General features: G+C 75.5%; 11 protein-coding genes. 7 read left to right on the top strand and 4 right to left on the bottom strand.

Going from position 1 to position 13270, the window contains the following annotated elements; genetic code table 11:
- Positions 1-55: 55 nt before the first annotated feature.
- Genes VGP36_25695 through lnt form a run of 3 tightly spaced genes read right to left on the bottom strand, consistent with a single transcriptional unit; the run spans position 56 to position 3108 of the window.
- A complete protein-coding gene (locus VGP36_25695; protein ID HEV7658107.1) occupies positions 56-535 on the bottom strand; it encodes an FxsA family protein in 480 nt (159 codons plus the stop codon).
- A 3-nt stretch (positions 536-538) separates the two neighbouring features.
- Positions 539-1297 carry a polyprenol monophosphomannose synthase gene (locus VGP36_25690; GenBank protein ID HEV7658106.1) on the bottom strand — a complete coding sequence of 253 codons (759 nt, stop codon included), beginning with the start codon at positions 1295-1297 and terminating at the stop codon, positions 539-541.
- Positions 1294-3108, bottom strand: coding sequence for an apolipoprotein N-acyltransferase (gene lnt, locus VGP36_25685; protein ID HEV7658105.1), 1815 nt, complete (start codon positions 3106-3108; stop codon positions 1294-1296). The genes VGP36_25690 and lnt overlap by 4 nt, the downstream gene beginning before the upstream one ends.
- Before the next feature lie 51 nt (positions 3109-3159).
- On the opposite strand from lnt, the gene ccmA reads away from it, so the two are divergent.
- Genes ccmA through VGP36_25670 form a run of 3 tightly spaced genes read left to right on the top strand, consistent with a single transcriptional unit; the run spans position 3160 to position 6469 of the window.
- Entirely contained in the window at positions 3160-3774 is a 615-nt protein-coding gene (ccmA, locus tag VGP36_25680) for a heme ABC exporter ATP-binding protein CcmA (GenBank protein ID HEV7658104.1), read from the top strand.
- A complete protein-coding gene (locus tag VGP36_25675; GenBank protein HEV7658103.1) occupies positions 3771-5237 on the top strand; it encodes a DUF6297 family protein in 1467 nt (488 codons plus the stop codon). The genes ccmA and VGP36_25675 overlap by 4 nt, the downstream gene beginning before the upstream one ends.
- Positions 5238-5254: 17 nt before the next feature.
- Positions 5255-6469: a saccharopine dehydrogenase NADP-binding domain-containing protein gene (locus VGP36_25670; GenBank protein ID HEV7658102.1), complete on the top strand. Its 1215-nt coding sequence runs from the start codon at positions 5255-5257 to the stop codon at positions 6467-6469.
- 624 nt (positions 6470-7093) lie between these two features.
- Here VGP36_25670 and VGP36_25665 read toward each other — a convergent pair.
- A complete protein-coding gene (locus VGP36_25665; protein HEV7658101.1) occupies positions 7094-8596 on the bottom strand; it encodes an amidohydrolase family protein in 1503 nt (500 codons plus the stop codon).
- A 137-nt stretch (positions 8597-8733) separates the two neighbouring features.
- On the opposite strand from VGP36_25665, the gene VGP36_25660 reads away from it, so the two are divergent.
- The 4 genes from VGP36_25660 to VGP36_25645 all read left to right on the top strand — a co-directional run bounded on the left by VGP36_25660 (position 8734) and on the right by VGP36_25645 (position 13188).
- Positions 8734-10095 carry a lysine 2,3-aminomutase gene (locus VGP36_25660; protein ID HEV7658100.1) on the top strand — a complete coding sequence of 454 codons (1362 nt, stop codon included), beginning with the start codon at positions 8734-8736 and terminating at the stop codon, positions 10093-10095.
- Positions 10096-10175: 80 nt separating this feature from the next.
- Positions 10176-11435, top strand: a complete 1260-nt coding sequence (locus VGP36_25655) for an extracellular solute-binding protein (GenBank protein ID HEV7658099.1) — start codon at positions 10176-10178, stop codon at positions 11433-11435.
- 2 nt (positions 11436-11437) lie between these two features.
- A complete protein-coding gene (locus VGP36_25650; protein ID HEV7658098.1) occupies positions 11438-12376 on the top strand; it encodes a sugar ABC transporter permease in 939 nt (312 codons plus the stop codon).
- Positions 12373-13188: a carbohydrate ABC transporter permease gene (locus VGP36_25645; GenBank protein ID HEV7658097.1), complete on the top strand. Its 816-nt coding sequence runs from the start codon at positions 12373-12375 to the stop codon at positions 13186-13188. The genes VGP36_25650 and VGP36_25645 overlap by 4 nt, the downstream gene beginning before the upstream one ends.
- Positions 13189-13270: the final 82 nt, after the last annotated feature.

Here is a 13270-nt window from a genome sequence, read left to right as displayed (position 1 = left end):
ACCCCTTCGAGGGGTCGCGGGCCTCTGTGTTTCCCGTCACAGCCGGGCGCGCGGCTCAGGGCTCTCGGGGCGGCTCGATCTCGCCCTCGATGACGGTGCCGGCGCCGGGCGGCTGCGGCCGGTCCGGCGGCATCGTCCCGGCCGGGCCACGGGAGGCCCGGACCCGGACCACGGTCGCGCGCCCGCGGTTCAGCGCCCAGCCGAGGAACACCCGGCCCAGCAGCCGCCGCGAGAACGGCAGCAGGCAGGCCAGCGCGAACACGTCGGTGACGAAGCCCGGCACGATGATCAGCAGCGCGCCGAGCAGCACCAGCATCCCGTTCAGGGCCTCGCGCCCGGGCGGCCGGCCCTCGGCGACCGCGGCGCTGAACGAGCGCCAGGCCTTCGCGCCCTCGCGACGCAGCAGCACCGCGCCGAGCAGGGAGAGGCCGAGCAGGAGCAGCAGCGTCCAGCCGATCCCGATCCAGTGCGCGACCGCGATCGCGGCGGCCACCTCGACCACCACGTAGAGGACTAGCCCCAGCAGGACCGGCATGGCTCAGTGCCTGGCTGCCAGCGCCCGGGTCCGCGCGCTGCGGCTGCGCGAGGTCAGCCCCCAGCCCGCGACCCGCCACAACGCCTCGAGCACGATCGCCCGGCTCATCTTGCTCCGGCCGACCTCGCGCTCGGTGAAGGTGATCGGGACCTCGTGCACCCGGAACCCGGACCGCCAGGTCTTCCAGGCCAGGTCGATCTGGAAGCAGTAGCCCTGCGAGGCGACCTCGTCGAGCTTGAGCTCCTCCAGCACCTGCCGCCGGAACGCCCGGAAGCCCGAGGTCGAGTCGCGCACCGGGAACCGCAGCAGCAGCCGCGCGTACGTCGAGCCGCCGCGGGAGATCACCTGCCGGTAGAACGGCCAGTTGCGGATCTGCCCGCCCGGCACCCAGCGCGAGCCGACGACCAGGTCCGCGTCCCGCAGCGCGGTGAGCAGCCGGGGCAGCTCCTCCGGCGCGTGCGACCCGTCGGCGTCCATCTCCACGGCCACGTCGTAGCCGCCGGCCAGCGCCCACCGGAACCCGGCGATGTACGCCGCGCCCAGGCCGGCCTTCTCCGTACGGTGCAGGACGTGCACGGCCTCGTCCGCGGCCGTCAGCCGGTCGGCGATATCGCCGGTGCCGTCAGGGCTGCCGTCGTCGACGATCAGCACGTCCGTCTCGGGGACCGCCGCCCGCAGCCGGCCCAGCAACGGCTCCAGGTTCTCGGCCTCGTTGTAGGTCGGGATCACCACCAGGACCCGTCCGAGGTCCGCCACGCTCATCCGTTCTCCTTCGTCACCAGCACCGCCTGGTCGCGTGTCCGCCGGCGCACGACCGCCGCCAGCGCCAGTCCCGCGAGGGCGACCACGACGATCACCCACTCGGGCCCGGCGCCCACGCGTCCCGCGAGGGTAGACCCCTGCCGGCCGGAGACCGTACGGACGAGCACGTCCGCAGTGAAGACGTCCGAGCGGGCCGCAACGTGCCCGTCGGGATCGATGACGGCGCTCACCCCGCTGGTCGCCGCGACCAGGACCGGCCGGCCGTGCTCGATCGCCCGCAGCCGGCCCATCGCCAGCTGCTGCCAGGTCTCGTTGCTCCGGCCGAAGGTGGCGTTGTTGGTCTGCACCACGATCATCTCGGAGTTCTGCGCGACGTCGTTGATCAGCCCGTCGTACGCGACCTCGAAGCAGATCACGTCGCCGACCATGGCCGGGCCGACCCGCAGCACGCCCGGGTGGTCGCCCTTGACGAAGTCCCGCTGGACCAGGTCGACGTCCTTGCTGACCCGGCGGGCGATGCTGCGCAGCGGGATGTACTCGGCGAAGGGCACCGGGTGCCGCTTGACGTAGCTGGCCCCCGGTCCGGTGCGCGGGTCCCAGACGTAGGCGATGTTGCGGATCGTCGTCGGCGTCGGGCCGTCGCCCAGGGTGCCGACCAGGATCGGGACGCCGACCGCCCTGGCCGCGCCGTCGATGAGCGCGTGCGCGTCCGGGTTGAGGATCGGGTCGATGTCGGAGGCGTTCTCCGGCCAGAGCACCAGGTCGGGGCGGGCGACCCGGCCGGCGTTCGCGTCCGCGGCCAGCCTGAGGGTCGCGCTGACGTGGTTGCGCAGGACGGCCTCGCGCTGGGCGTTGAAGTCCAGGCCGAGGCGGGGCACGTTGCCCTGCACGATCGCGACCGTGTACGGCCTGGTCGGCGTAGTCTGCCAGTCGCCGGCCAGCGCGGCGGCGCCGGTCACCGCCGCGAGCACCAGGATCCCGGCCAGCACCGGCACGACCGGCCGCACGCGTGCTGACGGCCGCGTGGTCCGCGCCCGGCGGTCGGCGTCGGTCCACGCCGGACGGTCGGCGTCGGTCCGGGCCGAACGGTCGGCGTTGGGTCGCTTCGAGCCGGCCCGGCGGGCGGTGACGAGGGCCAGGGCCGCGAGCAGGCTGCCGGCCAGGGCGACGCCGAAGGTGACCAGGGGCGCCCCGCCGTACGCGGCCAGCCAGGCGAACGGGGAACCCTCCTGGGCGAAGGCGAGCCGCCCCCAGGGAAAGCCGCCGAACGGTCCGCGGTCGCGGGCGGCCTCCTCGGCGACCCAGAGCGCGCCTCCCCACAGCGGTGCGGCCGGGAGCTTCGCGGTGACCGCCAGCCCGGCGCCGAGCGCGGCCATGAACACGGCCTCGGCGACGGCGAGGATCAGCCAGGGCGCCGGGCCGACGTAGATGCCGGTCCAGCTCAGCAGGGGGATGAAGAACGCGCCGCCGTAGACGAGCCCGAGCCAGGCGCCGCGCCGGGCCCGGACGCCCCGGGTGACCAGCGCGAGCACGGCCACGGAGACGATCGCCAGCGGCCAGATCCCGTACGGCGGAAAGGCGAACACGAGGGCACCACCGGCCGCGGCGGCTCCGACCAGCCGGAGCCAGACCAGCCCGCGCGCGGGCTCACCCCGCGGTCTCCGAGGAGTGCCGGCCGGGGCGGACGCCGACCCGCCTGGCCCCGGTCCGCCCGGGGCGGACGTCGGGCCGCCTGCCTGCGGTCCGGCCGGGGCGCTCTTCGGGGGCGGGTCCGCGGTCCCGATCGGGCGCGGATCGGCCGTCGGGTGCATTTCCCCATGCTCCCATGCAGGCCCGTGAAGCCCGCGTGCTGAGATCACCGCGTGCTCGAGGTTGCGGATCTGACCCGGCGCTTCGGCGCGCATACCGTCTTCGCCGAGGTGTCGCTGGTGCTGCCGCCCGGCGAGGCCGTCGTCGTCACCGGCCCGAACGGGGCCGGCAAGTCGACCCTGCTGCGGTGCGTGGCCGGCACCGACAAGCCCGACGGCGGCGAGGTCCGGTGGGCCGGGCGGCCGGTCCGGGAGACCGACCCGGCCGTCCGGGCGGCGCTGGCGGTGCTGCTCGACGACGCCGGACTGTTCCCGGAGATGTCGGTGGCCGAGCACCTGGACCTGCTGGCCCGGGTGCACGGCGTCGAGGACCCGGCCGCGGCGGTCGACGAGGTGCTGGAGGACGTCGGGCTGGTGCCGGCGGCCGACCAGCTGCCGGCCACGCTGTCCTCGGGCCAGCGGCAGCGGCTGCTGCTGGGGTCGTGCTTCGTCCGGCCCCGGCAGGTGCTGCTGCTGGACGAGCCGGAGCAGCGCCTCGACGTGGCCGGGCGGGCCTGGCTGGCCCGGCGGCTCGTCGCGGAGAAGGCGGCCGGGGTCGGCGTCCTGCTGTCCTGTCACGATCCCGAGCTCGTCGAGACGGTCGCCGACTGGGTGCTGGAGCTCTCGTGACCGCACCCAGTCCGGCAGCGGTCCGGGCGTACCGGCGGCGGGTGCTGCGGGCGCACGGGCGCTCGATGGTCCGTACGGCGCTGGGCGCGACCTGGGACGTGCTGGTCGGCGCGGCGGTGCTCGGCGGGCTCGGGGTGCAGGCCGGGCGGCGGCTGGTCGGCGGGTTCCCGGCGCACCGGGAGCTGGCCCCGGCCGCGACCGCGGGCTGGCTGCTCGCCGCGGCGGCGGTCGCGGTGCTGGGCGCGGCCGTCCGGGGACTGGTCGCGGCCGGGCCGGTCTCGGCCCAGCCGGCCGCGCTGACCTGGATCTTCGCCGGGCCGGTGGACCGGGCCGGGCTGCTGGCGCCGCGCTACTGGCTGGCCGCCGGCGGTGCGCTGCTCGCCGGCGCGGCCACCGGCGCGGTCCTCCCGCTGCCGACCGAGCCGTCCGCGGGCCTGCTCATCGCCGCGACCGCCGCCGGCGCCCTCCTCGCCCTCGCCGCGTACACCTCCGTCGCCGCCACCCAACCCGGCTCGACCCGGCGGGCGGGGGTGGTGGGGGGTGGGTTGCTGGGGGTGGCGGCCGTGGCGGGGCTGGTCGTGTCGGTGCTGGGGCTGGCGGGCCGGCCGCTGCCGGCGGGGCCCGCGACCGCGGTGCTGCTCGTGCTGGCCGGCGCCGCCGCGGTGGTCACCGCCGTCGCCGGGCGGCGGGCCCGGGCCGGCCTCGGCGCCCTGGACCGCGGCACCCTCGCCGCCGGCGGCGCGCTCGTGCTCGGCCTGAGCACCTCGATCGCCTGGATGGACACCAGCCTGCTGGCCGGCGTCGCGGCCGAGCGCCGCTGGCGGGACCGAGCCACCGTACGGACCCGGCGGCTGAAGGGCACCGGCGCCACCGTCCTGATCCGCGCCGACCTGCGCCGGCTCGGCCGGCAGCCCGGGCGGTTGGTCGGCTGGGCCGCGCTGGCCGTCGTCCCGTACGTGGTGGCGGCCGTCGCGGCGCCGGTCTGGGCGGCGGTGGCGCAGGTGCTGGCCGGCGCCGTCGCGGTCGGCCGGCTCACCGTCGGCCTGCGCGCGGTCGCCGACCAGCCCGGCCTGCGCCGGATGTTCCCGCTCGACGACCGCCGGCTGCACACCCTGCACACGCTGCTGCCCGCGGCCGGTGCCGTCGTCTGGGTGGCGGCGACCGCGCCCGCGCTGGCCGCCGTGGGCGAGCCCGCGCTCGGACCGGCCGCGGCGGCCGCGATCGGCGCGCTCGCCGCGGCGGTCCGGGCCGCGACGCGGCCGCCGCTGGACTACGGCGGCGTCGTCACCCCGGACACCGGATTCGGCTCGGCCCCGGTCGGGCTCATCGCCCAGGTGCTGCGGGGCGCCGACGTCGCGCTGCTGCTGGCGTTCCTGACCCTGGCCGGTGCCTCGGACCCAGTCCGTACCGCGATCGCCATCGTCGCCCTCGCCTGGTCCCTCCGCTCCCCGGCCGCGGACTGAAGCCCTAGTCTCGGCCGATGCCTGATCGGCGGTTCGATCTCGTCCTGCATGGCGCGTCCGGGTTCGTGGGGCGGCTGGTCGCGCGGCACCTGCGCGGCGGGGCCGGCGATGCCCGGGTCGCGCTGTCCGGCCGGTCGGCGGAGCGGCTGCGCGCGGTCCGGGACACGCTCGGCGTGGACTGGCCGGTGCTCGCCACCGACGCCCACGACCCGGGGTCGATGGCCGAGCTGGCCGCTTCGACCCGCGTGGTCGCGACCACCGTCGGCCCGTACCAGAAGTACGGCCTGCCGCTGGTCGAGGCGTGCGCGGCCGCCGGCACGTCGTACTGCGACCTGACCGGGGAGACGCTGTTCGTCCGGGACAGCGCCGCCGCCGCGCACGAGCGGGCCCGGGAGACCGGCGCCCGCATCGTGCACTCCGCCGGGTTCGACTCGGTGCCCTCGGACCTCGGCGTGCTGCTGCTGAGCCAGCAGGCCGCAGCCGACGGTGCCGGCACGCTCGGCGAGACCGCACTGGTCGTGGTCTCGTTCAAGGGCGGGATCAGCGGTGGCACGGTCGACTCGCTGCGGACCGAGCTGGCCACGACCGAGGGCGACCCGTCGCTGCGCCACGTCCTCGCCGACCCGTACGCGCTGAGCCCCGACCGCGCCGCCGACCCGGACGGCCGGGACGAGACCGACCGGCTGCTGCCACACCACGACCCGCTGCTGGGCCGGTGGGTCGCGCCGTACCCGTTCGGGCCGCACGACAGCCGGATCGTCCGCCGCAGCAACGCCCTGCTCGGCCACCCGTACGGGCCGGGCTTCCGGTACCGCGAGTACCTGGCCGTCGGCGGCGGCCCGGCCGCACCGGTGGTCGCCGGGATGGTCACCGCCGGGCTGGGCGCGCTCGTCGGCGGGATGCGCTGGGCGCCGACCCGGGCCCTGCTGGACCGCGCGCTGCCCTCCCCCGGCGCCGGCCCGTCCGAGCGGACGATGAGCGGCGGCCACTTCCGGATCGAGGTCCACACCGTGACCAGCTCGGGCGCCCGCTACGTCGCCACGATCGCCGCCCAGGGCGACCCCGGCTATGCGGCCACCGCGGTGATCTTCGGCGAGGCCGCGCTGGCGCTGGCCCGGGACGAGCTCACCTCCCCCGGCGGCGTGCTCACCCCGGCGGCCGCCCTCGGCGAGCACCTCGTGCACCGGCTGCGCGCCGCCGGTCTCACCCTCACCGCCGCCCGCCACCCCTGACGGTCCTGCCCGCGCGCCGCGGGCGCAGAAATAGGCCCGGGCCGCGGGAAGCCCGGGTTGGTGGGGAAGAACAGAGACCACTGTTGCGAAGGCCGGGAACCCGCCGAGCAAGGCGGGTCCCCGCGCCTTCACGCCCCTGCACGCCAGGACGGCGAGCCGGAGCGGGTACGGATCGGGAAGGACCTTCGTGCCGGCCGATGAGCCGCCGGATGCGGACACCTGCGCCGTTGTCTACTGGTCCCCCGTGCTCCTCCCCGCTCCGCGGTGGCGTTCCCGCGCCACCGGGCTCCCACGACCGGTCCGGCGCATCCCCGCGTTCACCAGCGCTCCCGGACCTGGTTGCCGGGGTGTCCCCCGACTGGCCCGACTGCGCTGACGAGCACCGACGCTGAATGCGTAATCCGGTCGCTCCCCGACGTATGACCAGCGAACGATAGCCGCAGCCGTTCGGCTGCTGTCAACGCTCCGATGACCTGCTGTTTCCCGCGAATTCCCAGGTAGCCGGGACGGCCCCGAAACCGGCCTGAACCGGCCCGGCGGCGTGTCCATAGGGGACACGCCGACGAAAATTCTTTCACCCGGTCAGGGACGTCGGGCGGGCCGCGAGCGTGGTCCGCGACCGGCTCAGGAGGCCGTCCAGATCGTGCGCCCGGCGGCCACCGTACGGACGCAGGAGGGCAGCCGGCCGTCGAGGTCGGGGAAGCGATCGGTGTCCCAGACCGCGAGGTACGCCGGCGCCTCCTCGGTCAGCTGGCCACCCCGGCGCTGCGCCGCCGCCCACCCACCCACGGTGTGCGCCGCGAAGGCGGCGGACACGGAGAGCCGGGACTCCGGCGCGTGGTGCCGGACCGCCGCCCGGACCCCCTCCCACGGCGCCAGCGGCGTCACCGGCGCGTCCGACCCGAACGCCAGCGTCATCCCGGCCGCGGCCAGCCGCGCCAGCGGGTTGGAGGCCAGCGACCGCTCGACGCCGAGCCGGTCGGTGTAGAGGCCGGACGATCCGCCCCAGAGCTCGTCGAAGGCCGGCTGCACGCTGGCGGCCACGCCGAGCCGGCCGAGCGTCTCGGCCGCGCTCTCCGGCACCAGCTCCAGGTGCTCCACCCGGTGCCGGATCGTGGGCCAGACCTCCGGTCCGAGCTCCTCCGCGGCCGCCGCCATCCCGCGGGCGACCGCGTCCACGGCGACGTCGCCGATCGCGTGGAAGCCGGCCTGCAGCCCGGCCAGCGTGCAGAGCACGACGTGCGCGCGCACCTCGTCCGCGGACAGGTACTGGTGCCCGGTCGTCTCCGGCGCGTCCGCGTACGGCGCGCTGAAGCAGGCCGTGTGCGAGCCGATCGAGCCGTCCACGAACAGGTCGCCGGCCGCGCCGATCGCCCCCAGCGCCAGCGCCGTGTCGATGCCGGCCTGCTCGAACTCCCCCCAGTACGGCAGGACCGTCGGCAGCGGCTCGGCCGCGGCCAGCGCGATGACGCCGAGCAGGTCGTCGGTCCCGGACAGGTCCGGCCCGGCCAGCTCGTGGATCGCGCCGATACCGAGCTGCGCGGCCCGGCGCAGGGTGGCCCGCTGCAGGTCGGTCCGCTGCCCGGCGGTCATCGTGTCCCGGGCGGCCCGGCGGACGGCGTGGTGCGCGTCCCGGGTCAGGTGCCCGGACGGCGCGAAGCCGGCCAGCGACCGCACCCCGGGCACCGCGGCCAGCAGCGCCGAGGACACCACCGCGGAGTGGACGTCCACTCTGGACAGATAGACGGCCGACCCGTACGAGGCCCGGTCGAGCTCGGCCGAGGTCGGCGGCCGCCGCTCGGGCCAGCGGGTCTCGTCCCAGCCGTGCCCGAGCAGCGGCCGGCCGCCGGCCGCGCGGGCGGCCCGCTCGACGAGCCCCAGCGCCTGCGCCAGCGAGGCCGTCGCGGTCAGGTCGAGGCCGAGCAGGGCCAGCCCGGTCGAGGTGGAGTGCACGTGCGGGTCCACGAAGGCCGGGGTGACCAGCGCGCCGCCGAGCTCGACGGTCTCGTCCGCGGATCCGGCCCGGTCGCCGTCGCCGGCCCAGGCGATCGTGCCGTCGCGGACCAGCAGCGCACTCGGGTTCCCGGGCGCGTGGAACCGGCCGTCGCGGTAGAGGGTGGTCGCCATTGGGTAAGTCTGCCGGACATGGCCTCTTCCCGTGATCTCGCACCATGGCCGGAGGACTTGCGGCGCGACAGGTGTCTGACAGGATGGTTTCCGGCTATCCTGGGGAATTCACACGTACGGGAAGCCGAGGAGGGGCCGTGGAACAGCCGTATCGGTACGACCGCCGGCCGCTGGTCGAGCCCGACCACCGCCGCCTGCCGGGGTTCACGGACGTCACCGACGCCGAATGGCGCGACGTGCAGTGGCAGCGGTCGCATTGTGCGAAGAACGTGCGCCAGCTCCGGGCCGTCTGGGGCGACCTCGTCGATGACCGGTTCTACGAGGACCTGGAGCGCGACCAGGCCGAGCGGGCGACGATGTCCCTGCTGGTCCCGCCGCAGATGCTCAACACGATGGTGCCGACCGAGGCGCCGAGCACCGATGCGCTGCTCGCGGACCCGGTCCGCCGCTACATGCTGCCGGTCTACTCCGACCGCGACCCCGACTGGCCGTCGCACCCGCTGTCCAGCCGCGACTCCCTGCACGAGCAGGAGATGTGGGTGGTCGAGGGGCTGACCCACCGCTACCCGACCAAGGTGCTGGCCGAGATCCTGCCGACCTGCCCGCAGTACTGCGGGCACTGCACCCGGATGGACCTCGTCGGCAACTCGACGCCGCAGGTCGCGAAGCTGAAGTTCGTGTCCAAGCCGGTCGACCGGCTGGACGCGATGATCGACTACCTGCACCGCACCCCGGGCGTCCGCGACGTGGTCGTCTCCGGCGGCGACGTGGCCAACATGCCCTGGCCGCGGCTGGAGTCCTTCGTGTCCCGGCTGATGGAGGTCGAGTCGGTCCGCGACATCCGGCTGGCGACCAAGGCGCTGATGGGCATGCCGCAGCACTGGCTGCAGACCGAGGTCCGCGAGGGCATGGCCCGGCTGGCCGGCACCGCCCGCAAGCGCGGCGTCAGCCTCGCCATCCACACCCACGTCAACGCGGCCCAGCAGGTCACCCCGCTGGTCGCCGAGGCGGCCGCGGCGATGCTCGAGGTCGGCGTGCGCGACGTCCGCAACCAGGGCGTCCTGCTGCGCGGCACCAACGACTCCCCGGCCGCGCTGCTGGACCTCTGCTTCGCGCTGCTCGACGGGGCGCAGATCATGCCGTACTACTTCTACCTCTGCGACATGATCCCGGGCTCCGAGCACTGGCGGCTGGCGGTCTGGCAGGCACAGGAGCTGCAGCACGCGATCATGGGCTACCTGCCCGGTTTCGCGACGCCCCGGCTGGTCTGCGACGTCCCGTACGTGGGGAAGCGCTGGGTCCACCAGGTCGACGAGTACGACCGCGAGCGCGGCATCTCGTACTGGACGAAGAACTACACGACCGCGGTCGACCGTTCCGACCCGGACGCGCTGACCCGCAAGTTCGCGTACGAGGACCCGATCCGGACGCTGCCGCCGGCCGGGCAGCAGTGGTGGCGGGAGCAGCAGGACCAGCAGCCGGCGCTCGTGCAGGTCTGAGACCGGGCACGCGCTTTACCGCCGGCGGTCCGGCGCGGCAGGCTGGGTGACCACGGTCACCGAGAGGAAACTTGCCCGCCATGCCCAGGTTCGCCGCGGCGCTGCTGACCGCGCTGCTCGCGGCGCCGCTGCTGGTCGCCTGCGGCGGCGACCGCGACGGTGGCGTCACCCTGCACTGGTACGTCAAGGTGGAGGCCTCGGGCTCGTACCGGCAGGCCGCGCAGCGCTGCTCGGACGCCTCGGCCGGCCGCTACCGCATCGAGCTGGAACCGCTGCCCCAGACCAGCGACGACCAGCGCGAGCAGCTGATCCGGCGGCTGGCCGCGCGTGACCGCACGGTCGACATCATGGGCATGGACGTCATCTGGACGGCCGAGTTCGCCGGCGCCGGCTGGCTGCGGCCGTGGACCGGCGCGCGGGCCGAGCAGGTCTCGGCGGGGGTGCTGGCCGGCCCGCTGGCGACCGCCCGCTACCAGGGCCGGCTCTGGGCGGCGCCGCTGAACAGCAACACCCAGCTGCTGTGGTACTGGAAGTCGCGCACCCCGGACCCGCCGGCGACCTGGGACCAGGTGATCTCGGCCGCCGAGGCACTCCCCCGCGGCCGGAACCAGGTCGCCGTGCAGGGCGGCCGGTACGAGGGCTACACGGTCTGGGTCAACTCGCTGCTGGCCTCGGCCGGCACCCAGCTGGTCACCGACGCCGACCGGCCGGCCCGGGCCCGGGCCGCGCTGGCCGACGCGCCGGCCCGGCGGGCGCTGGCCGTGATCCGCCGGCTGGCCACCTCCCCGGTCGCCGACCCCGGGCTGTCGGCCGACACCGAGGTGGACACCCGCCAGGCGATGCTGTCCGGGGCCGCGGCGTTCTCGCTGAACTACCCCGAGGTGTACGCGGCCGTCCGCGACGAGGCCCCCGCGCTGCTGCCCGACCTCGGCTGGACCCGCTACCCGCAGGTGGTCCCCGGGCAGCCGAGCCGGCCGCCGCTGGGCGGGATCAACCTCGGGATCAGTGCGTACTCGCCCCATCCGGAGCAGGCCTTCGCCGCCGCCGCCTGTCTGCGCTCGGCGGAGAACCAGCAGGTGGGCGCCGTCCGGGGCGGGCTGCCGCCGACGATCGCGGCCGGGTACGACGATCCGGCCGTGGTCCGGGCGTTTCCTTTCGGGGACCTGCTGCGGGCCTCGATCGCGGCGGCGGCGCCGCGGCCGGCGACGCCCGCGTACAGCGACGTGTCGCTGGCGGTGCAGCAGGTGCTGCATCCGCCGGCTTCGGTGAACCCGGACAAGGACGTGCCCGAGCTGCGCCGCACGATCGACGACGCGCTCGCCTCCAAGGCCCTCCTGTGAGCGTGACCGAGGCGCCCCCGCAGCCGCCCCGCACCCGGCGCAAGCGGCGGCCGCGGGCGGGGCGGCGGACCGCCTGGCTGCTGACCGCCCCGGCGGTGGTCGTCATGCTGGCCGTCGGCGCGTACCCGGTCGGGTACGCGATCTGGCTGTCCCTGCAGCGCTACGACCTCCGCTTCCCGTCCCAGCGCGGCTTCGTCGGGCTGGGCAACTACGCGGCCGTGCTCGGCGCCCGGGTGTTCTGGACCGACCTCGGCGCGACCGCGGTGATCACCGCGATCGCGGTCACCGCCGAGCTGGTGCTGGGCTTCGCGATCGCGCTCACCCTGCGCCGCGGGCTGGCCGGCCGCCGGGCCGTGCACGCCGCGCTGCTCCTGCCGTACGGGATCATCACGGTGGTCGCGGCCTTCGCCTGGCAGTACGCGGCCACGCCGGACCTGTCGTTCCTGTCCGGCCGGGCCTGGCTGGGTGAGCGCTGGTCGTCGTTCGCGGTGGTGATCGCGACCGAGGTGTGGAAGACCACCCCGCTGGCGGCGCTGCTGCTGCTGGCCGGACTGGCCGCGGTGCCCGAGGAGCTGATGGACACCGCGAAGATGGACGGCGCGACCGCCTGGCAGCGGTTCCGCCGGGTCATGCTGCCCGGGATCCGGCCGGTGCTGCTGGTCGTGCTGCTCTACCGGACGCTGGACTCGGTCCGGGTGTTCGACACCGTGTTCATCCAGACCAACGGCGCCAACGGGACCGAGACCGTCTCGCTGCTCGCGTACGACCAGCTGGCCGGGCGGCTGAACCTGGGGCTGGGCTCGGCGGTGTCGGTGCTGCTGTTCCTGCTCTCCGCGGCGATCGCGCTCGGCTTCGTCTGGGTGTTCCGGGCCGACCTGCGCGAGCTCTACCGCCCGCGGCCGGTCGAGCCGGACGAGCCCGACCCCGAGGACGTCTGGTGAGGCGCCTGGGCTGGTACGCGGGCTCCGCGGTGATCCTCCTCGTCGCGGCCGTCCCCGTGCTCTGGATCCTCTCGCTCTCGCTGAAGTCACCGGCCACCGTCACCGACAAGCGGCTGTGGCCGAGCGACCCCACGCTGGCGAACTACCGCAGCATCGCCGGCTCCGCCCTGTTCACCCACGCGCTGCTCAACTCCGTCGGCATCGGGCTGATCACCACCGTCCTCGCGGTCGTCCTGGCCACCCCGGCCGCGTACGCGCTGACCCGGCTGCAGTTCCGCGGCAAGGCGCTGGTGCTGCCGCTCACGCTGGCGATCGCGGTGTTCCCGCCGGTCGCGATCGTCGGCCCGCTGTTCGACCTGTGGCGGGCGCTGCGGCTCTACGACACCTGGCCCGGGCTGGTCATCCCGTACCTGTCGTTCTCGGTGCCGCTGGCCATGTGGACGCTGGCCGCGGCCTTCCGCGGGGTGCCCTGGGAGATGGCCGAGGCGGCGCAGGCGGACGGGGCGACACCCTGGCAGTCGTTCCGCCGGGTGGTGCTGCCGCTGGCCCGCCCGGGCATGATCACCGCGGCGATCCTGGTGTTCTTCTTCGCCTGGAACGACTTCGTGTTCGCGATCTCGCTCACCTCCTCCGACCGGTCTCGTACGGTCCCGGCGGCGCTGGCGTTCTTCCCCGGCGACGCGCAGTTCGCCCAGCCGGTCGGCAGCATCGCGGCCGCGGCGGTGGTCGTCACGGTGCCGGTGCTCGTCGCCGCGCTGGTGTTCCAGCGCCGGCTGGTGGCCGGGCTGACCGCGGGCGTGGTGACCCGGTGAGCGGGAGGTCGGGCGCGGCGGCGTCCGGACCGCAGCGCCTGCCGGCCCCACGGCGGCGCCCACCGCGGAGGCCCGGCGGGAA

The organism is Mycobacteriales bacterium (assembly GCA_035995165.1).
GTDB lineage: Bacteria > Actinomycetota > Actinomycetes > Mycobacteriales > CADCTP01 > CADCTP01.
This window is presented reverse-complemented; position numbering and strand designations above follow the sequence as displayed.

Bases quoted from the DNA above. Each gene is read 5' to 3' on its own strand.
- lnt (HEV7658105.1), bottom strand. From the start codon at position 3,108: ATGCACCCGACGGCCGATCCGCGCCCGATCGGGACCGCGGACCCGCCC.
- VGP36_25690 (HEV7658106.1), bottom strand. From the start codon at position 1,297: ATGAGCGTGGCGGACCTCGGACGGGTCCTGGTGGTGATCCCGACCTAC.
- VGP36_25670 (HEV7658102.1), top strand. From the start codon at position 5,255: ATGCCTGATCGGCGGTTCGATCTCGTCCTGCATGGCGCGTCCGGGTTC.
- VGP36_25695 (HEV7658107.1), bottom strand. From the start codon at position 535: ATGCCGGTCCTGCTGGGGCTAGTCCTCTACGTGGTGGTCGAGGTGGCC.
- VGP36_25665 (HEV7658101.1), bottom strand. From the start codon at position 8,596: ATGGCGACCACCCTCTACCGCGACGGCCGGTTCCACGCGCCCGGGAAC.
- VGP36_25655 (HEV7658099.1), top strand. From the start codon at position 10,176: ATGCCCAGGTTCGCCGCGGCGCTGCTGACCGCGCTGCTCGCGGCGCCG.